This is a genomic window from Noviherbaspirillum album, assembly GCF_035916955.1.
GTDB classification, from domain to species: Bacteria; Pseudomonadota; Gammaproteobacteria; order Burkholderiales; family Burkholderiaceae_D; genus Noviherbaspirillum; species Noviherbaspirillum album.
The window spans coordinates 1-20,876 of the sequence record NZ_JAWIIV010000023.1; the positions used below are offsets into that span (position 1 = coordinate 1).

24 protein-coding genes are annotated in these 20,876 nt (G+C 62.3%); 17 read left to right on the plus strand and 7 right to left on the minus strand.

The genetic code is table 11. The features are described 5' to 3' along the window. Positions 1 to 114: 114 nt before the first annotated feature. Positions 115 to 1,770, minus strand: coding sequence for an ABC transporter permease (locus RY831_RS22115; RefSeq protein ID WP_326508546.1), 1,656 nt, complete (start codon positions 1,768 to 1,770; stop codon positions 115 to 117). Between the two features lie 74 nt (positions 1,771 to 1,844). Here RY831_RS22115 and RY831_RS22120 point away from each other — a divergent pair, with 74 nt between their 5' ends. The 13 genes from RY831_RS22120 (at position 1,845) to ureG (ending at position 14,052) form a co-directional block, all read left to right on the plus strand. After that, positions 1,845 to 2,945: an ABC transporter ATP-binding protein gene (locus tag RY831_RS22120; protein ID WP_326508547.1), complete on the plus strand. Its 1,101-nt coding sequence runs from the start codon at positions 1,845 to 1,847 to the stop codon at positions 2,943 to 2,945. Between the two features lie 336 nt (positions 2,946 to 3,281). Continuing rightward, positions 3,282 to 4,535 carry an urea ABC transporter substrate-binding protein gene (gene urtA, locus RY831_RS22125; RefSeq protein ID WP_326508548.1) on the plus strand — a complete coding sequence of 418 codons (1,254 nt, stop codon included), beginning with the start codon at positions 3,282 to 3,284 and terminating at the stop codon, positions 4,533 to 4,535. Between the two features lie 134 nt (positions 4,536 to 4,669). Beyond that, a complete protein-coding gene (urtB, locus tag RY831_RS22130) occupies positions 4,670 to 6,274 on the plus strand; it encodes an urea ABC transporter permease subunit UrtB (RefSeq protein WP_326508549.1) in 1,605 nt (534 codons plus the stop codon). Beyond that, entirely contained in the window at positions 6,271 to 7,365 is a 1,095-nt protein-coding gene (gene urtC, locus RY831_RS22135; protein WP_326508550.1) for an urea ABC transporter permease subunit UrtC, read from the plus strand. Before urtB ends, urtC begins: the two co-directional genes overlap by 4 nt. Positions 7,366 to 7,370: 5 nt before the next feature. Continuing rightward, positions 7,371 to 8,207: an urea ABC transporter ATP-binding protein UrtD gene (urtD, locus tag RY831_RS22140; protein WP_326508627.1), complete on the plus strand. Its 837-nt coding sequence runs from the start codon at positions 7,371 to 7,373 to the stop codon at positions 8,205 to 8,207. A gap of 31 nt (positions 8,208 to 8,238) precedes the next feature. Next, positions 8,239 to 8,937: an urea ABC transporter ATP-binding subunit UrtE gene (gene urtE, locus RY831_RS22145; RefSeq protein ID WP_326508551.1), complete on the plus strand. Its 699-nt coding sequence runs from the start codon at positions 8,239 to 8,241 to the stop codon at positions 8,935 to 8,937. 7 nt (positions 8,938 to 8,944) lie between these two features. After that, complete coding sequence (locus RY831_RS22150; RefSeq protein ID WP_326508552.1) at positions 8,945 to 9,805, plus strand: urease accessory protein UreD; 861 nt, start codon at positions 8,945 to 8,947, stop codon at positions 9,803 to 9,805. A gap of 49 nt (positions 9,806 to 9,854) precedes the next feature. Continuing rightward, positions 9,855 to 10,157 carry an urease subunit gamma gene (locus RY831_RS22155; RefSeq protein ID WP_326508553.1) on the plus strand — a complete coding sequence of 101 codons (303 nt, stop codon included), beginning with the start codon at positions 9,855 to 9,857 and terminating at the stop codon, positions 10,155 to 10,157. An 8-nt stretch (positions 10,158 to 10,165) separates the two neighbouring features. After that, positions 10,166 to 10,474: an urease subunit beta gene (locus tag RY831_RS22160; protein WP_326508554.1), complete on the plus strand. Its 309-nt coding sequence runs from the start codon at positions 10,166 to 10,168 to the stop codon at positions 10,472 to 10,474. Then, positions 10,471 to 12,171, plus strand: a complete 1,701-nt coding sequence (gene ureC / locus RY831_RS22165; protein ID WP_326508555.1) for an urease subunit alpha — start codon at positions 10,471 to 10,473, stop codon at positions 12,169 to 12,171. Before RY831_RS22160 ends, ureC begins: the two co-directional genes overlap by 4 nt. Positions 12,172 to 12,175: 4 nt before the next feature. Further along, positions 12,176 to 12,706, plus strand: coding sequence for an urease accessory protein UreE (ureE, locus tag RY831_RS22170; RefSeq protein ID WP_326508556.1), 531 nt, complete (start codon positions 12,176 to 12,178; stop codon positions 12,704 to 12,706). 1 nt (position 12,707) lies between these two features. After that, a complete protein-coding gene (locus RY831_RS22175; protein WP_326508557.1) occupies positions 12,708 to 13,388 on the plus strand; it encodes an urease accessory protein UreF in 681 nt (226 codons plus the stop codon). Positions 13,389 to 13,425: 37 nt separating this feature from the next. Continuing rightward, entirely contained in the window at positions 13,426 to 14,052 is a 627-nt protein-coding gene (ureG, locus tag RY831_RS22180) for an urease accessory protein UreG (protein WP_326508558.1), read from the plus strand. Between the two features lie 59 nt (positions 14,053 to 14,111). Here ureG and RY831_RS22185 read toward each other — a convergent pair whose 3' ends face one another. From RY831_RS22185 to RY831_RS22205, 5 genes are all read right to left on the minus strand, one after another. After that, positions 14,112 to 14,912 carry a competence/damage-inducible protein A gene (locus RY831_RS22185; protein ID WP_326508559.1) on the minus strand — a complete coding sequence of 267 codons (801 nt, stop codon included), beginning with the start codon at positions 14,910 to 14,912 and terminating at the stop codon, positions 14,112 to 14,114. A gap of 78 nt (positions 14,913 to 14,990) precedes the next feature. After that, positions 14,991 to 15,836, minus strand: a complete 846-nt coding sequence (locus RY831_RS22190) for an EI24 domain-containing protein (RefSeq protein WP_326508560.1) — start codon at positions 15,834 to 15,836, stop codon at positions 14,991 to 14,993. Next, the gene (locus RY831_RS22195) at positions 15,836 to 16,822 is read right to left on the minus strand and encodes a sterol desaturase family protein (RefSeq protein WP_326508561.1); all 987 of its coding nucleotides are present in this window, start codon (positions 16,820 to 16,822) and stop codon (positions 15,836 to 15,838) included. The genes RY831_RS22190 and RY831_RS22195 overlap by 1 nt, the downstream gene beginning before the upstream one ends. An 87-nt stretch (positions 16,823 to 16,909) precedes the next feature. Continuing rightward, complete coding sequence (locus tag RY831_RS22200) at positions 16,910 to 17,692, minus strand: polysaccharide deacetylase family protein (RefSeq protein WP_326508562.1); 783 nt, start codon at positions 17,690 to 17,692, stop codon at positions 16,910 to 16,912. Further along, the gene (locus tag RY831_RS22205; RefSeq protein WP_326508563.1) at positions 17,692 to 18,660 is read right to left on the minus strand and encodes a YVTN family beta-propeller repeat protein; all 969 of its coding nucleotides are present in this window, start codon (positions 18,658 to 18,660) and stop codon (positions 17,692 to 17,694) included. The genes RY831_RS22200 and RY831_RS22205 overlap by 1 nt, the downstream gene beginning before the upstream one ends. A gap of 265 nt (positions 18,661 to 18,925) precedes the next feature. Here RY831_RS22205 and RY831_RS22210 point away from each other — a divergent pair, with 265 nt between their 5' ends. From RY831_RS22210 to RY831_RS22225, 4 genes are all read left to right on the plus strand, one after another. Continuing rightward, a complete protein-coding gene (locus RY831_RS22210; protein WP_326508564.1) occupies positions 18,926 to 19,234 on the plus strand; it encodes a hypothetical protein in 309 nt (102 codons plus the stop codon). An 87-nt stretch (positions 19,235 to 19,321) separates the two neighbouring features. Then, positions 19,322 to 19,678: an FKBP-type peptidyl-prolyl cis-trans isomerase gene (locus RY831_RS22215; protein ID WP_326508565.1), complete on the plus strand. Its 357-nt coding sequence runs from the start codon at positions 19,322 to 19,324 to the stop codon at positions 19,676 to 19,678. 184 nt (positions 19,679 to 19,862) lie between these two features. Then, positions 19,863 to 20,084, plus strand: coding sequence for a hypothetical protein (locus tag RY831_RS22220; RefSeq protein ID WP_326508566.1), 222 nt, complete (start codon positions 19,863 to 19,865; stop codon positions 20,082 to 20,084). A 185-nt stretch (positions 20,085 to 20,269) separates the two neighbouring features. Beyond that, positions 20,270 to 20,524: an acyl-CoA-binding protein gene (locus RY831_RS22225; protein ID WP_326508567.1), complete on the plus strand. Its 255-nt coding sequence runs from the start codon at positions 20,270 to 20,272 to the stop codon at positions 20,522 to 20,524. Between the two features lie 69 nt (positions 20,525 to 20,593). Here the strand turns inward: RY831_RS22225 and RY831_RS22230 are convergent, their stop codons facing one another. Next, a complete protein-coding gene (locus tag RY831_RS22230) occupies positions 20,594 to 20,875 on the minus strand; it encodes a polyhydroxyalkanoic acid system family protein (protein ID WP_326508568.1) in 282 nt (93 codons plus the stop codon). Position 20,876 lies beyond the last annotated feature (1 nt).

The following is a 20,876-nucleotide window of genomic DNA, read 5'->3' on the forward strand; positions in this document are numbered from 1 at the left end:
AGGTTAACAGCCCTCGCGACCGTTTACAACACCCGAAAAGAAAAATGCCGCTCAGTCTTAACTGAACGGCATTACCCGCATTGCGGGGCTTTTTCATTTGCCGGTCAACACCTGTTATCGCTCAGCCTTGGCAATGGAACGCGCCAGCACGCCAACGGGAATGAGCGCGATCATCACAATAGTGAAGGCGGGAAGAGCCGCCTCGCCCAGCCGCTCGTCGGCCGCCAGCTGGTAGGTAATGACCGCCAGCGTGTCGAAATTGAATGGGCGGATCGTCAGCGTCGCCGGCAATTCCTTTACCACGTCCACGAACACCAGCAGCCCGGCGGTGACCACGCTGCGCCACAGCAACGGCGCATGCACTTTCAGCAGCATCGACATCAATCCATGGCCCAGCACCCGGGCGCTGGCATCCATGCTCGGCGTGATCTTGACCAGTCCGGCCTGTACCGTCTGGTACGAGACGGCGAGAAAACGCACCAGGTAGGCATAGACCAGTGCCGCAACGCTGCCGGTCAGCAGCATGCTTATCCCGTGTTCGTTGGCCCAGGTGTCGAGCCGCGCCAGCGGGATCAGGATGCCAACCGCGATCACCGCGCCCGGCACCGCGTAGCCCATGCTGACGATGCGGTTGCATGCGGCCTGGACACTGCTTTTCGTGACCCGCGCCGCATAGGCGAGCACTACGCAAATGATGACGGCGATCACCGCCGTGACCGACGCCAGCAGTACGCTGTTCTTGAACCAGGCGATGAATCTGTCGCTGAGCTGCAGGGTCTCCTCGCCCAGCATCAGCCGCAGCAGGATGGCCACCGGGATGAAGAAGCCCAGCAGCACCGGCAGCGCGCAGAACGCGGATGCCAGCCAGGCATGCAGGCCGCCCAGGCGCATTGTCTGCTGCAGCCGGGCGCGGGCGCCGACCGCATAGTAACGGGACCGGCCGCGGCTCTTCTGCTCCATCACCATGAGCACGGTGATGGCGATGAGCAGCACGGCGGCGATCTGCGCGGCGGCCGTGCGGTCCGAGAAGGAATACCAGGACTTGTAAATGCCCGTCGTCAGCGTCGGCACGCCAAAGTAAGCCACCGCGCCGTAGTCGGCGAGCGTTTCCATCAGCGCCAGCGCAATGCCGGCGGCGGCGGCGGGCCTGGCCAGCGGCAGACTGATCTTGAAGAAGGCGCCCCACGGACCTGCCCCCAATGTGCGCGCGGCATCCCACATGCGCGGGCTGCGCTCCAGGAAGGCGGTGCGGGCCAGCAGGTAGACATATGGATAAAGCACCATCGCGAACAGGATGCCGGCGCCGCCGACCGACCGTATCTGCGGAAACCAGTAGTCGCCGGCCTGCCAGCCAAAGGCATTGCGCAGCGCCGTCTGGACCGGCCCGGCAAACTGCAGGAAATCGGTGTAGGCGTAGGCCACCACATAGGCCGGCATCGCCAGCGGCAGGACCAGCGTCCATTCATAGAAACGCTTGCCGGGAAAATCGAAGACCGCCACCAGCCAGGCACAGCCGACGCCGCCTATTCCCGCCAGCACCGCCACGATGGCGGCGATGGCGAAGCTGTTGCCAAGGTATTCCGGCAGTACCGTTGCCCACAGATGCTGGAAGGTGCCGGCGCCGGAATCCTGGCCGGGGATGACGAGGTTGGAGACAACGCCGAAAATCGGGATGCCGACCAGCACGGCGATGATCAGGGAAAGGAGCAGCAGCGGGTGTATGCCTCCATGGCAACATTTGCGGGGCCGGCGGGGTGCGGAAAAGCGCATGAAATCCTAAGCGTGGTGTACGGTCTCTGTAAATGAGAATTATAATCAATGACGTCTTCCATCTTTGCAATATTATGACTATCGCCGCCAGGTCCGAACATCATCTGAACATCGACTCGATCCGGGTCGGCTATTCCGCTGGCCGGACATTCACTGAAATCGTTCACGGCATGTCGTTTTCGCTCGCCCGCGGGGAAATCGGCTGCCTGCTCGGTCCTTCGGGATGCGGCAAGACCACCGTGCTGCGCGCGATCGCCGGATTCGAATCGCTGCTTGGCGGGCGCATCGCCCTAGGCGGCCGGGAGCTGAGCCATGCCGGCTTCACCGAAGCCCCGGAGCGGCGCGGCGTCGGCGTTGTATTCCAGGACTATGCGCTGTTCCCGCACCTGTCGGTCTGGGAAAACATCGCATTCGGCCTGCAGAGGCTGTCGCGCGACGAACGCAGGCAGCGCGTCGACCGCCTGCTGTCGCTGGTCGGCCTAGCCTCGCACGCCCGGCAGTATCCACATGAGTTGTCGGGCGGCCAGCAGCAGAGGGTGGCGCTGGCCAGGGCGCTTGCGCCCCAACCCGACCTGCTGCTGCTGGACGAGCCCTTTTCCAATCTCGACGTCGATCTGCGCGAGCGGCTTGCGCTCGAAGTGCGCGACATCCTGAAGGAGCTCGGCACGACAGCGGTGCTGGTGACGCACGACCAGCACGAAGCGTTTGCCATCGCCGACCAGATCGGCGTCATGCACCAGGGCGTCATCGTCCAATGGGACAATGCCTACAACTTGTATCACCGGCCCGAAAGCCGCTTCGTCGCCGACTTCATTGGCCAGGGCGTGTTCACCCCGGGGACGGTCGACCTGCCCCGCCAGCAGGTGCATATCGAACTCGGCAGCCTGCCGCTTTGGCAGGGCATCAATGCCTGTTCGACAACGGAAAGAACGGAACAGGTGGTCGACGTGCTGCTGCGCGCCGACGATGTCGTGCATGACGACGCCAGCCCGCTGCAGGCGGAAGTCGTGCGCAAGGCGTTTCGCGGCGCCGAGTTCCTCTATACCCTGAAGCTGCCGAGCGGCCAGCAGCTGCTGGCGCTGGTGCCCTCGCATCACGATCACGCGATCGGCGAGAAGATCGGGATCCGCCTCGGCGCCGATCATGTAGTCACCTTCCCTTCCGAATCCGCCTAGCCCTAATTCCTGAGCCGCCCCCCACTTCCAGCTTCCGATGGCCGTCACGCACCAAAGCGTGCCGGCCGCCGGGCGTTTCCTGAGATCGATCAAGGCATTTCCCCGCGCTGCACAGCCAGCTCGCATTTTTCGCACCAATAAGGGTTTCGGCAGCGCCAAAAGAGAGCGCACCCGCATGGCCGGCTTGATTGCGCGCACTTGAATTGGGCGTTAATCCGCTCCAGGAACTTTCTGCCGTGGGGCAAATGCATGGCACGCAAACTGCTAAAGCTTGCTTGCGAGCCATCGCACAACATCGCACACCATCGAACCACCAATAAACTCTTAGGAGCATCAATGTCTCGTCGCACCCTCTTGAAAGCGACCGCTGCCGGCGCCCTCATGCTAACCGCTTCCGCATGGATGCCGCAGGCTCTTGCCGCTGACACCATCAAGGTCGGTATCCTTCACTCGCTGTCGGGCACGATGGCCATCTCCGAGACTTCGCTCAAGGATGTCGCGCTGATGACGATCGATGAAATCAACGCCAAGGGCGGCGTAATGGGCAAGAAGCTCGAAGCCGTGGTGGTCGACCCGGCATCCAATTGGCCGCTGTTCGCGGAAAAAGCACGCCAGCTCATCACCCAGGACAAGGTCGCGGTGGTGTTCGGCTGCTGGACTTCCGTCTCCCGCAAATCGGTGCTGCCGGTATTCAAGGAATTGAACAGCCTCCTGTTCTACCCGGTGCAGTATGAAGGCGAGGAACTCGAGAAGAATGTGTTCTACACCGGCGCGGCACCGAACCAGCAGGCGATTCCCGCGGTCGAGTATCTGATGTCGAAGGATGGCGGCGGCGCCAAGCGCTTCGTCCTGCTCGGCACCGATTATGTGTATCCGCGCACCACCAACAAGATCCTGCGCGCCTTCCTGAAATCGAAGGGCGTCAAGGATTCCGACATCGACGAGGTCTACACGCCGTTCGGCCATTCCGACTACCAGACCATCGTCGCCAACATCAAGAAATTCTCGGCCGGCGGCAAGACAGCGGTGATCTCCACCATCAACGGCGACTCCAACGTGCCCTTCTACAAGGAACTCGGCAACGCCGGCCTGAAGGCAACCGATGTGCCGGTCGTGGCATTCTCGGTGGGCGAAGAGGAACTGCGCGGCGTCGACACCAAGCCGCTGGTCGGCCACCTGGCGGCATGGAACTACTTCCAGTCGGTCAAGAACCCGGCCAACGAAGCCTTCATCAAGCAGTGGAAAGCGTATGCCAAGGAGAAGAAGCTGCCGAACGCCGACACCGTGGTCACCAACGACCCGATGGAAGCCACCTATGTCGGCATCCACATGTGGAAGCAGGCGGTCGAGAAGGCCAAGTCCACCGACACCGACAAGGTGATCGCGGCGATGGGCGGCCAGACCTTCAAGTCGCCGTCGGGCTTCGAACTGGTGATGGACAAGACCAACCACCACCTGCACAAGCCGGTCATGATCGGCGAGATCAAGCCGGATGGCCAGTTCAGCGTGGTCTGGAAGACCAAGGGCCCGCTGCGCGCCCAGCCGTGGAGCCCGTTCATCGCCGGCAACGAGGCCAAGCAGAAGATGTAATCGCCTTAAAGCGCATGCCGGCATCTCATCGATGAGATGCCGGCCATGAAGCACCATGAGCCGGAGAGTGGCTCCCAGTTCCACCCTCCGGCTTTTTTACGCCCGTCGTTTCCGTGCGTCCCAAGACATCGCAAATGAACCCACTCAAAAGAATCCTCGCCATCGGATGGCTGTGCGCAACGGCGCTCACGGCCCATGCGGCGATCGATCCAGCCCTGCTCAAGCCGCTTGCCGGCGACGATCCGGATGCGCGCATCGAAGCCGTCAACAAGATCGCAGCCCTTGCCAGCGACGATGCGGTCAAGGTATTGAATGCGCTGAAGAACGATAACCTGTACGCGACGCCGGAAGGCCGCGTCTATGCAGTCGAAGACGGCAAGGCCTTCGATCCGGAAAGCGGCACCACCGTGCCGACACCGGACGGCATCGACGGCATTACCGTCAACAACCGCCTGCGCAGCGCGATCGACGGCGCCATGTCGGGCCTGCGCCTGCTGTCGGCCGACCGCGGCGAACGCCTCGCGGCGGCGAGGTCCATGGAAAAGAATGCCGACCCTGGCCAACTGCCCCTGATCACCAAGGCGCTGGAGAAGGAAAGCGACCCGGAGATCAAGTCCGTGCTGCAGCTGGTGGCCGCCACAGCCAATCTGCAGTCGCCCGATGCAGCGACCCGCAAGGCGGCGGTCGAGGCGCTCAAGGACAGTACCAACGCCAACCTGAAGCCGCTGCTGATGCAGCTGCTGGAGAAAAATCCTGACGGCAGCTACGTCGAACCGGATGAATCGGTGCGTGTTGCCGCCGTCGGCACCATCAGCGCCATGAATGCGCGCGAAACCCGCACCGAGTTCGTCGGCAACCTGTTCTACGGCGTATCGCTGGGCAGCGTGCTGCTGCTGGCGGCGCTCGGACTGGCGATCACCTTCGGCCTGATGGGCATCATCAACATGGCGCACGGCGAGCTGCTGATGATCGGCGCCTATACCACCTACGTCTGCCAGCTCGTGTTCCGCCAGTATTTGCCGGGCGCGGTCGACTTCTATCTGCTGGCGGCGCTGCCCGCGGCGTTTTTCGTCGCCGGGGCGGTCGGCATCGCGCTCGAACGCACAGTCATCCGCTGGCTGTACGGCCGGCCGCTGGAAACCCTGCTCTGCACCTGGGGTATCAGCCTGGTGCTGATGCAGCTGGTGCGCTCCATCTTCGGCGCGCAGAACGTGGAAGTCTCCAATCCGTCCTGGATGTCGGGCGGCATCACCGTGATGGGTTCGCTGGTGCTGTCCTACAACCGCATCGTGATCATCTTCTTCGCGCTGTTCGTGGTGGCCGCGGTCTGGGCCATCCTCAACAAGACCCGCCTCGGCCTGTTCGTGCGCGCCGTGACGCAGAACCGGCGCATGGCCGACTGCGTCGGCGTCTCGACCGGCAAGATCGACATGATGACCTTCGGCCTCGGCTCGGGCATCGCCGGCCTCGGCGGCGTGGCGCTGTCGCAGCTGGGCAATGTCGGCCCCGACCTCGGCCAGGGCTATATCGTCGACTCCTTCATGGTGGTGGTGCTGGGCGGCGTCGGCCAGCTGGCCGGCACCGTGATCGCCGCGTTCGGCCTGGGCGAAGTCAACAAGTTCCTCGAACCCTTCGCCGGCGCGGTGATGGCGAAAATCGTCATCCTGGTCTTCATCATCATGTTCATCCAGAAACGCCCGCAGGGCCTGTTCGCCATGAAAGGCAGGAGCGCAGAATGACGTCTTCCCTCTTCTCCCGGCCGGCCTGGACCGGCATCGTGGTGTGCGCGGCCCTGCTGGCCCTGCTGCCCATCCTCAACCTGAGCTTCGCGCCCGGCCATGCGCTGCACGTGTCGAGCTATACCGTGGCGCTGATCGGCAAGTTCATGTGCTACGCGATGGCCGCGCTGGCGCTCGACCTGGTGTGGGGCTATACCGGCATACTGTCGCTGGGCCACGGCGTGTTCTTCGCGCTCGGCGGCTATGCGCACGGCATGTACCTGATGCGCGCCATCGGCAAGGACGGCGTCTACCAGAGCCATCTGCCGGACTTCATGGTCTTCCTCGACTGGAAAGCCTATCCCTGGTTCTGGTCGTTCACCGACAATTTCTGGTACAGCATGGCGCTGGTGGTGCTGGTGCCGGGCGTGCTGGCCTTCGTGTTCGGCTACTTCGCCTTCCGTTCCCGCATCAAGGGCGTGTACTTCTCCATCATCACGCAGGCGATGACCTTTGCCTTCATGCTGCTCTTCTTCCGCAACGATACTGGCTTCGGCGGCAATAACGGCTTCACCGACTTCAAGCGCATCCTTGGCTTTTCGATCACGGATGCCGGCACCAAGGCGACGCTGTACCTGGTCACGCTGGGCGCGCTGTTCGGCGCGCTGCTGCTGTGCCGCTGGATCGTGACGTCCAAGCTCGGACGGGTGCTGCAGGGCGTGCGCGACTCGGAGTCGCGGCTGATGTTCATCGGCTACAACCCGCTGTGGTTCAAGCTGTTCGTCTGGACCCTGTCGGCGGTCCTGTGCGGCATCGCCGGCGCGCTGTACGTGCCGCAGGTCGGCATCATCAATCCGTCCGAAATGTCGCCCGGCAATTCGATCGAAATGGTGATCTGGGCCGCGGTCGGCGGGCGCGGTTCGCTGATCGGCCCCATCATCGGCGCGTTTTCGGTCAATGGTCTCAAGAGCTGGTTTACAGCCGCCTTTCCCGACCTCTGGCTGTATGCGCTCGGCATGATCTTCATCCTCGTCACGCTGTTCATGCCCCAGGGCATCGTCGGCCTGGCGCGCAAGCTGCAGAAACAGCAGAAAACCGTGGAGGCAGCATGAACGACATGGCAAGGAACCGCGAACTCGACGTGCAGAGCGAGCATGCGGATCACGGCACTTCCTACGGACGCGTCAAGCGGGAAGGCGTCGACACCACGCACGGCGCCATCCTGTACCTGGAAGACATCACCGTATCCTTCGACGGCTTCAAGGCAATCAACAAGCTCAACCTCGACATCTCGGTCGGCGAACTGCGCTGCATCATCGGCCCCAACGGCGCCGGCAAGACGACGATGATGGACGTCATCACCGGCAAGACACGCCCGGCTTCCGGCACTGCCTACTTCGGCCAGACCATGGATCTGACCAGGATGACGGAATTCGAGATCGCGCATGCCGGCATCGGCCGCAAGTTCCAGCGCCCTACCGTGTTCGAACAGCACACGGTGTTCGAAAACCTGGAGCTGGCGATGAAGATGGACAAGCGGGTCAAGCCGACCCTCTTCTTTCGCCTGACTTCGGAGCAGAAGGGAAAGATCGAGGAAATCCTCAAGCTGATCCGCCTGAACGGCCAGGAGCAGCGTCCCGCCGGCCTGCTTTCGCACGGGCAGAAGCAATGGCTGGAGATCGGCATGCTGCTGATGCAGGAACCGCAGCTGCTGCTGCTCGACGAGCCGGTCGCCGGCATGTCGGATGCGGAAACCGCGCGCACCGCCGAACTGCTCAACGAACTGCGCGGCAAGCATTCGATCATGGTGGTCGAGCATGACATGGCCTTCGTCAACGAGATCGCGCGCGACGGCAAGGTGACCGTGCTGCATGAAGGCTCGGTGCTGGCCGAAGGCACGATGCAGCAGGTGCAGTCGGACGAACGTGTCATTGAAGTCTACCTGGGGCGCTGAGCGCTCATTCATCCACACCTGGACCAAGAACATGCTCAACGTCGAAAAGCTCAATCAATACTACGGTTCCTCCCATACCCTGCGCGGCGTCTCGCTCGATCTGCAGAAGGGCCAGTGCCTGGCCCTGCTCGGCCGCAACGGCGTCGGCAAGACCACGCTGCTGAAATGCCTGATGGGCGTGCTGCCGGTCGCCGCCGGCAATGTCAGGCTGGACAACCGCGACATTACCAAACTCAAGCCGCATGAACGCGCGGCCCTCGGCATCGCCTATGTGCCCCAGGGCCGGGAAATCTTCGCCCGCCTCACCGTGGAAGAAAACCTGATGATGGGCATGGCGGTCAAGCCGGGCCGCCAAGCGTCGAAGATACGCGGCGAAGTCTTCGAACTGTTCCCGGTGCTCAAGGAAATGCTGCACCGGCGCGGCGGCGACCTGTCCGGCGGCCAACAGCAGCAGCTGGCGATTGCGCGGGCGCTGCTGGCCGACCCCAAGCTCATCATCCTCGACGAGCCGACCGAAGGCATCCAGCCCTCGATCATCAAGGACATCGGCCGCGTCATCCGCCTGCTGCGCGAACGCGGCGACATGGCAATCCTGCTTTGCGAACAGTATTTCGACTTCGCGCAGGAGCTGGCCGACAAATTCGTCGTGCTGTCGCGCGGCGAAGTGGTGGCGTCCGGCGTGCAGGCGCAGATGAGCGGCGAGGACATCAAGCGGCACTTGGCGGTATAGTCTGCGCATGAAACGAATTGCCGACGAAGCCGTTTTCGCTCCCGCAGCACATGCCCGCTGGCAAGCCCGCCTGTCGCTGGGCTTCGAGTCCGACCGCGGCACCACCAGGCTGGTGGAGCGCGAGCATGCGGGGCCGCTGCGCGTACAGAAGCCGCTCTACCCGGAAGGCAATGCGGTGTGCCATGCGATCGTCATCCATCCGCCGGGCGGCGTGGTCGGCGGCGACGAACTCGACCTGCGCGCGCGCGTCGGCGCGCAGGCCAGCGCCTTGCTGGCTACGCCCGGCGCGGCGAAGTGGTACAAGGCCAACGGCCATGTCTCGCGCCAGAACATCCATCTATCGACCGGCGACGGTGCGACGCTGGAATGGCTGCCGCAGGAAACCATCTTCTTCGATGCCGCCCATGTCCGGCTCGACCATCAGGTCGAACTCGGCAAGGACGCCAGCTATATCGGCTGCGAGATTCTGTGTTTCGGCCGCACCGCTTCGGGTGAATCGTTCAATGCCGGCACAGTCGAGCAGCGCACCGGCATCCGGCGCGACGGCAGGCTGGTCTGGTTCGAACAGGGCAGGCTTGAGGCCGGCACCGCCGCCATGAGCAGTCCTCTCGGCCTGGCCGGCCGCACCGTATGCGCGACGCTGATCGCGGTCGGCAGGCAGCTGCCCGGCAGCGTAATTGCCGCACTGCGCGAGATCGATGCGCCGGCCGGTTCGTTCGGCGTCACGCAGATGAAGTCGGTCGTGGTGGTCCGGCATCTCGGTGATTCGAGCGAGGTGGCGCGCCGCCTGATGCTTGATGCCTGGCGGCTTCTGCGGCCGGCGCTGACCGGCCGCGAAGCGGTCGTGCCGCGCATCTGGAACACCTGAAATAGCACCGCAATCCCCTACTCACAACACTTCAAAGCGGAGAACCCGGATGGAGCTGACTCCAAGAGAAAAAGACAAACTCCTGATCTTTACCGCCGCCCTGCTGGCCGAACGGCGCAAGGCGCGCGGCCTGAAGCTCAACTATCCCGAGGCGGTCGCGCTGATCACCGCAGCCATCATGGAAGGCGCGCGCGACGGCCGCACCGTCGCCGAGCTGATGTCCGAGGGCACGAAGATCCTGACGCGCGACGACGTGATGGACGGCGTCGCCGACATGATTCCCGACATCCAGGTGGAAGCCACCTTCCCCGACGGCACCAAGCTCGTCACCGTGCATCACCCGATTCCATAGGAGAAAACATGATTCCTGGAGAAATGCTGATCGAGGACGGCGAGATCGAACTCAACGCCGGCCGGCAAACCGCGACCGTCACCGTGGCCAACAGCGGCGACCGCCCGATCCAGGTCGGCTCGCACTTTCACTTCTTCGAAGTCAATTCCGCGTTGCAGTTCGACAGGCAAACCGCCTACGGCATGCGCCTCAACATCGCAGCCGGCACCGCGGTGCGCTTCGAGCCCGGGCAGCAGCGCACCGTGGAACTGGTCGCGCTGGCGGGCAACCGCGTGGTCTACGGATTCAATGCCAAGGTCATGGGGAGACTCAAATGAGCCGCATCTCCCGTCAAGCCTATGCCGAAATGTTCGGCCCCACCGTCGGCGACCGCGTACGCCTGGCCGATACCGAACTGTTCATCGAAGTCGAGAAGGATTTCACCATCTACGGCGAGGAAGTGAAATTCGGCGGAGGCAAGGTGATCCGCGACGGCATGGGCCAGTCGCAGCGCAATCACAAGGATGTGATGGATACCGTCATCACCAATGCGCTGATCCTCGACCACTGGGGCATCGTGAAAGCCGACATCGGCTTGAAGAACGGCCGCATCGCCAACATCGGCAAGGCCGGCAATCCGGACATCCAGCCCGGCGTCACCATGGCCATCGGCGGCGCCACCGAGATCATTGCCGGCGAAGGCATGATCGTCACCGCGGGCGGCATCGATTCGCATATCCATTTCATCTGCCCGCAGCAGATCGAGGAAGCGCTGATGTCGGGCGTGACCACCATGCTCGGCGGCGGCACCGGCCCCGCCGTCGGCACCGCGGCGACCACCTGCACGCCGGGCCCCTGGCACATCCATTCGATGCTGTCGGCAGCCGATGCCTTCCCGATGAACCTGGGCTTCCTCGGCAAGGGCAATGTCAGCCTGCCGACGCCGCTGGAAGAGCAGATCCGCGCCGGCGTGATCGGACTCAAGCTGCACGAGGACTGGGGCACCACGCCCGCCGCCATCGACAATTGCCTGTCGGTGGCCGACCGCATGGATATCCAGGTCGCAATCCATACCGATACGCTGAACGAGGGCGGCTTCCTTGAGGATACGCTGGCCGCCTTCAAGGACCGCACCATCCACACCTTCCATACCGAGGGCGCCGGCGGCGGCCATGCGCCGGACATCATCGCGGCGGTCGGTCAGGGCAATGTGCTGCCCTCCTCCACCAATCCGACCCGGCCCTATACGGTCAATACGCTGGACGAGCATCTCGACATGCTGATGGTCTGCCATCATCTCGACCCGGCGATCGCGGAAGACATCGCCTTCGCCGAATCGCGCATCCGCCGTGAGACGATCGCGGCCGAGGATATCCTGCACGACATCGGCGCGATTTCCATGATGTCTTCGGATTCGCAGGCCATGGGCCGCGTCGGCGAAGTCATCATGCGCACCTGGCAGACCGCCCACAAGATGAAGGTGCAGCGCGGCTCGCTGGCCGAGGACTCCTCGCGCAACGACAACTTCCGCGCCAAGCGCTACATCGCCAAGTACACGATCAATCCGGCGATCACGCACGGCATCTCGCACGTGGTCGGCTCGCTGGAAGTCGGCAAGATCGCCGACATCGTGCTGTGGAAGCCGGCCTTCTTCGGCGTCAAGCCGTCGATGATCCTCAAGAGCGGCATGATCGCGGCGGCGCAGATGGGCGATCCGAACGCATCCATCCCGACCCCGCAGCCGGTGCATTACCGGATGATGTTCGGCGCCTTCGGCGGCGCATTGCGCACCTCGTTCACCTTCGTCTCGCAGGCGGGTTTCGATGCCGGCGTCGGCGAGGCGCTCAAGCTGAACAAGACACTGATCCCGGTGAAGAACACGCGCAACGTGCGCAAGGCCGACATGATCCACAACGGCCTGGCTCCCGTGATGGAAGTCGATCCCGAGACTTACGAGGTGCGGGCGGACGGCGAGCTGCTGGTCTGCGAACCGGCGAAGGTGCTGCCGATGGCGCAGCGATATTTTCTTTTCTGACCACATGCTGACACTTCATACGAAAATAGAACAGGCCGACAAGATCGACGGCGAACTCGTCCTCCCCTACGACCTGCGCGAAAAGAGCCGCCTGCGTGCCCAACTCGCCTCGGGCGAAGACGTTGCGGTGCTCACCGTGCGCGGCACGGTGCTGCGCAACGGCGACCTGCTCAAGGGCGACGACGGGCGCATCGTAAAAATCACGGCAGCCAAGGAGGCCACCTACCGCGTCGAATGCGACACGCCGCGCAATCTCTTGCGCTGCGCCTTCCATCTCGGCAACCGCCATACCCAGGCGCAGGTGGAGCAAGCGAGTGGCGACCCGCAGAATGGCTTTCTGCGCATCCGCAAGGACGCCGTTCTCAAGGAAATGCTGGAAGGCCTGGGCGCGACGGTGACCGAGGAACTGGCAGCCTTCGAACCGGAGTCGGGTGCCTACGGCGGAGGCCATCACCACCACGGCGATGATCACCACCATCCGCTGGCGCCGATCCCGCTGCGCCAGAAGATCCACCGTCCGTCGGACAAGGGCTGAGATGCAGGCGACCGCACTGCTGCACCTGTTGCAGCTGGCCAGCCCTTCCCTGCCGATCGGCGCCTACAGCTATTCGCAGGGACTGGAAGCGGCACTGGAAAACGGCACGGTGCATGACGAGGCAACGGCGCGCGGCTGGATCATCGACACGCTGCATCATGTGGTTGCACGCTTCGAGGCGCCGGTGCTGTGGCGGCTGCTGCAGGCCTTCGAGGCGCGCGATGCGGCGCGCGTGGCGGAATGGAACGAGCGCTTCGTCGCCGCCCGCGACACTGCGGAATTCCGCGCCGAGACGATACAGATGGGTTATTCGCTGGCGAAGCTGGCGATCGACCTGAAGATCGGCGACGATGCGCTGCGCGGTATCTTGCAGACGCAGCCGGAAGTGCCACTGCCCACCGCGCTGGCTTACGCCGCCGTCGCGCTCGACGTGCCGCATGAGGCCGCGCTGCTGGGCATGCTGTTTTCCTGGGCCGAGAACCAAGTGCTGGTCTGCGTCAAGTCGGTTCCGCTCGGCCAGGTGGCCGGCCAGCGCCTGCTGCTGTCGCTGCAGCCGGAGCTTGAGATCGCGGCGCAGCAGGCGATGCTGCTTGCCGATCACGAGCTTTCCAACTGGTCGCCAAGCCTGTCGCTGCTGTCAATGCGGCACGAAGTTCAGTACAGCCGGCTATACCGCTCCTGAGCCATCCCGATTTTTTTCGAATACATAGAGACAACACATGACGACTACTTCCAATCCCCTGCGCGTTGGCATCGGCGGCCCGGTCGGCTCCGGCAAGACGGCGCTGTGCGAAATGCTGTGCAAGGCGATGCGCGACCATTACGACATGGCCGTCATTACCAACGACATCTACACCAAGGAAGACATGGAGATCCTGCTGCGCGCCGATGCCTTGCCGGCGGAGCGCCTGATGGGCGTGGAGACCGGCGGCTGTCCGCATACCGCGATCCGCGAAGATGCATCGATCAACCTCGAAGCCATCGCCCGCATGAGCGCGGACTTTCCCGACCTCGACCTGATCCTGGTGGAATCCGGCGGCGACAACCTCGCCGCCACCTTTAGCCCGGAACTGTCGGACCTGACCATCTATGTAATCGATGTGGCCGGCGGCGAAAAAATTCCCCGCAAGGGCGGCCCGGGCATCACCCGTTCCGACCTGCTGATCATCAACAAGACCGATCTCGCGCCCTATGTCGGCGCCAACCTCGACATCATGGCCAGCGATGCGAAGAAGATGCGCGGCGAGCGGCCATTCATCTTTACCAACCTGCGCAGCGGCGACGGCGTGGAGAAGGTAGTCGAATTCATCCGCAGGCAGGGTTTGCTGGATGAAGTGAAGAAATGAGAACTTGAGAAAATAAAGATGAATCGAAGGCGCGCCAGGCGCGCCTTCGATTCATCTCTTCAAACCGGCTGGTACTCGGCATTGAACCCGTCGAGGCCGACCAGCATCTTCGTGTAGGCAGCCTCCACCTGGTCCGGCGCTCCCTTCACGCCGAGTTCGATATGCCGGCGCGTATTGGCGTCGCCGACGCTCGGCAGGCTGAACACCTTGACCAGTGGATATTGTGCTTCGATTGCTTCCATCAGCGGCGTCAGCGTCGATTCGGCCTGCTCGAACACCAGCACCGCTTTCTCCAGGCGAGGGACGGTCTGGAACAGATGCGAATACTTGGTATCGAGCACCCATTCGATCATCGGCCAGGCCATCACCGGGAAACCCGGGACGAAATAGGTTGCGCCGCCGACGCCATGGCCGACGGAGAAACCGGGGATCTTGTTGTAGGGATTGGGAATGATGTCCGAGCCCTGCGGAAACTCTCCCATCTTCAGCCGGTGCGCATTGTCGGACGCGTTGTAGTCGGGCTCCTTGCCTGCCTCGCGCGCGACATCGGCGATGCGCTCCTCGATCTTCAGTTTGGCTTCCGGATGCAGCGCCAGAGGTAACCTCAGCGCCGCCGCGGCGCACTGCCGCGTGTGATCATCGGGCGTTGCGCCGATGCCGCCGCAGGAAAACACGATATCGTCACCTTCGAAAACGCGCTGCAGGATGGACGTGATGCGCGAGCGGTCGTCACCCGCGTATTCCGCCCAGGACAACTGCAGTCCCCGGGCATTGAGCATTTCAACCACTTTGGGGAAATGTTTGTCGGTGCGCTTACCGGAGAGGATTTCGTCGCCGATGATGATCAGTCCGAAGGCCATGGCAGATGGGAAGTGGTCAAAAGGGCATTATGCCTCAGTCGCCGCGATCCGGCCGAAGGTCGATCAATCAGGTAGCGATCAGTTGATGTCCTTCATCGATGCGGCAGGCGTCAGGACTGCGGCGGAAGCCGGCGCCGAGCGATATTGCCGCAGTGCATCGAGGCAGTAATGCTCGAACCACAGGCCGGTGAATACGAACACCAGCACGTACAGCCAGATCGCGCCGGCTGCAAGCAAGGGGAAAAAGATCACCGACAGCGCACCGCCCAGCCACAGCAGGGTGGGCGCCGCGCCCATGGCGCCGGTGATGGCGCCGATCGCCAGCAGCGGCCAGCGGTGCCGGCGCAGCAGCGTTTTCATTTCCTCCGCGCTCGCGTGTTCGGACAGCGCGTCGTAAGCCATCACGCGATAAGTCAGCCATCCCCACAGCGCAGGCTGCACGACGAAAGTGAGCGGCGGGAACAGGGCTAGGGGCAGCGTCGCCAGCCACAGGAAGACGAAGACCAAGAAGGAAGTTCCGCCGACCCACAGGCTGCCGAACAGGGAACCGCCCTTCTTCTGATCGAGTTCGGGATAATGGCGGCTGCCGACATGCTTCACGATGATGGGCATGGCCATCACGGCGACGAACAGCAGCGCCGTCAGGATCATCAGCGGCAGCAGGACCCACATCGCGATCAGCGGCACCAGCACCGCATTGATCGCGCCCAGGCCGAGCCAGCCGAGCATGTCGCCGGCGACGCGGAAGCCGCCGTTGTCTGTGAAATAGGCATGCAGCCAGTCGATCATCGGCTGCAGTCCCAGCCACAGCAGCACGCCCCAGATCGCCATCGAAACGATGAAGGGCAGCACGGTCAGCAGCAGCATCCTGATATGCAGCTGCGACAGCAGCGCCTTGCCGAAAGCGAACAGGATTTTTTGCATCAGGAGGCCTTCCCAATGGAGAACTCCAGCATGCGCTTCAGTCCGAGCCGCTGCTGCGCCCAGAAACCGGAACCGTAGTCGCGGCCCTTGCCTTGCGGCGGAGGCAGCTGATCGCGCACGCCGGTATCGGCGAATTCCTTGCTGAAGTTGGCGGAGCCGAACAGGATGTCCCAGACCGGGAACAGCACTGCGAAGTTGCAGCCCCGAAGTTTGCGCTGGCCGGCCGATTCATGGCCGATGCCGATCGCATGATGGGTACGGTGGAATCGCGGCGACACCATCAGGCGCTCTCCGATGGCTCCGAAATGGATGCGCACATTCGCATGCTGCAGGCTCTGCTGCATGCGCGATACCACTACCAGCAGCAGGTACTGGGATGGCTCCACGCCGATGACCAGGGCGATCGCCGCCATGTAGACATCGCGCAGCAGGTCGTCGAGCAGATGGTTGCGGTTGTCCGACCAGAGGTTCATGTCAGCCTGGCTGTGATGCAGGCTGTGCAGCCCCCACCACCAGCCGATCTGATGGCTGGAGCGGTGATACCAGTAATCGAAGAAGTCCAGCACGACCAGATAGATGAAGAATGCGACCAGCGGAATGTCGGTCACGCCCGGCCACAAGGATTCCAGATTGAAGTGCACCACGCCGACCAGGCGCAGGTGGCCGGCGATGGCATCGAATAGCGGATCGAGCAGGAAGAACACGGCCAGGGTGAACGCGCCGAGGCGGTGAACACAGGTATAGAGGAAATCGATTCGCCGCGCCGCCGGATCTATGTTTTTCTTTACCGGAATCCAGGCTTCGAGCGGACGCAGGATCAGAAACAGCAGGGTCAGCTCGATCAGGCCGATCAGGAACCATTCGGTGCCGTCGAAGGCTTCCTCGGTGATATCGCCAAGCGAAAAGGCATAGAGGAGCGGATGCACAACTGCCTGGAACAGCCAGCCATGCACCTCCGAGAACCATTCAACCAGGATATGAATCATGATTCGGCGTATGTCGCAATGAATTGTTGTTATTGAAACCAGTAAGGCAAGCCAGTGAAGCAAACCAGCGCGGCAGCCCGGCGATGCTCAGCGTTTCGCGCGATAGGCCGGATGTTCGCGCAAGGTGGCAAAGCAGAAGCCTTTTTGTTTCAGCCCTGCGATGAGGGGATCGAGAACCGCCGGCGCCCAGGGATCCTTGCGCGACCAGATGCCGAGATGGGCGACGAAGATATCACCATCCTTCAATCCCTTCAATGACCGCTCCAGCAGCTTCGCGTTCGGCCACTTGTCGCTGGGCAGTTCATCACCGGAAAAACCGGGTCCGTCGGTCCACCCGACATGCGCATAGCCGCAGGACTTGCCTGCCGCCAGCAGCCCCGGCGTGGTCCTGCCGCCGGGAGCGCGCCACAGCGGGTCGAGCCTGCTTCCGGTCAGCTCCGTGAAGCGCGTCTCGACCCGCCTGAGCTCGTCGCAAACCTGGGCGGCGGTCCATGCCAGCTTCTTTCCCGCATCGGGGCCGAACTGAGGCTTCATTTCCAGGCGTCCGTCGGGCAAGTCTCGCTGGACATAAACATGGTCGAAGGTATGGCTGCCGAACGCATGACCCTCGGCGACCCGCGCTTTCCAGTAGCCGGACCAGGAAGGATCGAGCGAGTGGTCGCCGTTGACCGTCTTTTCGTTGGCAAGGAAGAAGGTGGCGCGGACCTTGTGTCGAGCCAGCGTGTCGGCGATGGTTTGCGCTTGCGACTGGCTGCCTGTATCGAAGGTGAAATAAAGCGTGCCCTTGCAGCTTTCGGGCTGGGCGCCCGCTGCCAGTGCCGCCGGCACGGTCGCGGCGCACAGGCAGGCGGCGGCCAGTGCTCGGTTCATTACATCCGCGGAGCGTGGTTGGCGAAATACACGCCGTGCGGAGAGCGGCCGACCGGGATGGTGCGCACCACTTTCTTGGACGGGACATCGATCACCGCGACCTTCTTCACCCAGCGCAGCGTCACCCACAGGGTCTTGCCGTCGTCGGCCAGTTCCATGCAGTCCGGCCCGCCCGGCACGTTGATGGTGCCGACGTTTTCCAGCGTCTGCTGGTCGATGACGTTGATGGTATTCGAGACCCGGTTGGAGACGAAGATATGACGCTTGTCGCCCATCGCGCGGAAGTTGTGCGCGCCCTCGCCCGTCCTGATCTTCTTGACGGTTTTTTGCGCGCGCCAGTCGATCACCTCGACATAATCACTACCCATGATGCCGACCAGGAGGTGCTTGTCGTCCGGCGTCATGACGATACCCGCCGGCAGCTTTCCTACCGGGATGGTCCATTTGACGGTCTGGGTGGCGAGATCGATGGCGCTGATCTCGTTGCTCCCCTGCTGCGTGACGAAGACGGTCTTGCTGTCGGCGCTGAACGCCATGTGGCTGGGCAGCTTGCCAAGCGGAAGACGCTTGGACAGCTTCAGGTCCTTGCCGTTGTAGCTGTAGATATCGACATGGTCGAGACGCAGTGCGTTGGACACGAACCATTTCTGGTCGGGCGAAAAACCGATCTGGTATGGATCGATGATGTCCTTGATGCGGCTCTGTATCTGTCCGGTCTTCGGATCGAGGAATACCAGTTCGTTGCCGACGGCGCTGCCCACGATGAGGGACTTGCTGTCGGGAGTGGCCATCAGGTGATGCGGCTCCTTGCCGACATTGATGTTCCCCACCTCCTTGAAGGTTGTCTGATCGATCAGGCTGACGCTCGCGTCGCGCGAGTTCAGCACCACGACGACGTTCGCATGCGCGGCCGAGGCCAGCAAAAGGGTGGGTAATGCGGAAAAGGCAAGGACAAGAGGTCGGAGCATGGAAACCACTAGCTAAAAGGATGCGGCTCTTATTTTACTTTGCAGAAACCGCGTTTAATGAAGAATATCTCTGGCGTGTTGCGCAATCGATGCGCTTGTTAAGCGTGCATGTCAAAATTGGCAGGAATGCGATTTGCACGTTTTCAAGTGCAGCCAAGCCAGCGCAGTAACGGCCGTTCATGCGCAAGCGTTGACACGTCGATGCGTTGAGTTCACATCACTGACCACACCATTGGCGACAACCAGCCACACCACCGATATGCCCATGCACCTTATCCAGATTCTCTTACCGCTGTATGACAATGCCGCGGCTCCGCAGCCAGCCGAATTGTTCGGAAAGACACGCGAGGAACTGATCGGCCGCTTCGGCGGGTTAACCGCCTATACGCGCGCTCCGGCCAAAGGATTGTGGCAGGAAGATGCCTCGACCACCATGAACGACGATATCGTCATCTACGAGGTCATGACGGAGTCGCTCGACAACGCGTGGTGGCATACCTACCGGGGCATTCTGGAACAGCGCTTTCGGCAGGAAGCGATCATCGTCCGGGCGCTGCCGCTCACGCTTCTGTAGGCAGGATCGATGACACGGGCCTGCCCCGAAGCCGCCGTCGACAACTGCTACAATCGCAGCACCTTGAACAAACGACAAAGGAAAAACATGTCCACCACCATGACCGCTTCCGGTTTGCAATATGAAGAAGTCACTGTCGGCTCCGGCGATGAAGCCAAGGCCGGCCAGCATGTCACCGTGCACTACACCGGCTGGCTGCAGAATTCCGACGGCAGCGCAGGCAAGAAATTCGACTCCAGCAAGGACCGCAACGACCCCTTCGAATTTCCGCTGGGCGCCGGCCATGTGATCAAGGGCTGGGATGAGGGCGTGCAAGGCATGAAGGTCGGCGGCGTGCGCAAGCTCATCATTCCGTCATCGCTCGGTTATGGCGCGCGCGGCGCCGGCGGCGTCATCCCGCCGAACGCGACCCTCATTTTCGAAGTTGAACTTTTGGGTGTCTGACCGCTCTTTCTCAAGAGCATCATTACTCCGTAGCCAGTAGTTGCAACGCTGCACCCGGTTTAACCGGGTGTCACGGCTGAGCCGCCTGGCCTGCTGATATGCAGGCCAGGCGGTCCGGATAGTACTGAAGCCGCAGCGATTTCAACGACCCTGACCGCGTCTGCGGTCTTTACTGGATTCGGCCATGCCATTCAAGCAAGTCCTGCTTTACGTTTTCCTCAGCACCACCATCCTTCACATTAACGGTTGCGCAGCGGTTAGCGTCGCGACGACGGCAGTGTCCGTTGCAGGCACCGCCGTCAGCGTGGGCGTTGCGGCCGGCTCAATCGCGGTTGGCACGGCCACCACCGTGGCCAAGGGCGCTGTCGCGGTCGGCGGGGCCGTCGTTGGTGACGACGACGAATGAAACCGGAACGGCAGAGTGCGCTGTATGTCCGGCATAGCGGGCCGAGAGTTTCCTCTAGAGCTTTACTTTGGCGCCCATTTTTTCTGTGATATTTTTTGCAGCACTGGCTCCGGCCACACAGGCGGTCGGCCTGCAGCGCTCCGGCCGATCAGAATATCAATATGAAGATACCAGGAACGAAAAGCATGAGCCTTCAAAACCAGTTCGAACAAGCGGTCGCCGATTCCAAAAACTTGCCGGAACGCCCCGACAACATGACCCTGTTGAAGCTGTACGGCCTTTACAAGCAGGCAAGCGCCGGCGATGCCGACGGCGAACGCCCCGGTTTCACCGATATGATCGGCCGCGCGAAATATGATGCATGGGATGCACTGAAAGGCGTGTCCCAGGAGGACGCGATGCAGCAGTACGTCGATCTGATCGCGGATCTGAAAGGCTGAGCTGAAAAGCTGAGCTTACGAGCCGATGTGAAAATGAGCGACCGTTCGAAGTAACCACCGTTCGATCGGCTACGCCGCGGCAAAGACTCTCTCCATCTTTGCCGCAACCTTTTCCTCTATCTTTGCCGCGAATGCCTTCATCAGGAAACCAAGCCTGATTTCCAGCAGGGCTTCCCTTTCAAGAAGAGTCAATGCGCCCGACACGCCCGACCGCTGGAACAGCAATACATTGCCGTCCCACTGCAGCGCCATGTCGAAATCTCTTGCCATTTGTTCCGCGACTTCCTGCGCGGCAGCCTTCGCTCCCTGGTGACTGAGAGAATGTTGCTGCCTGATACTGATATCCGCCATA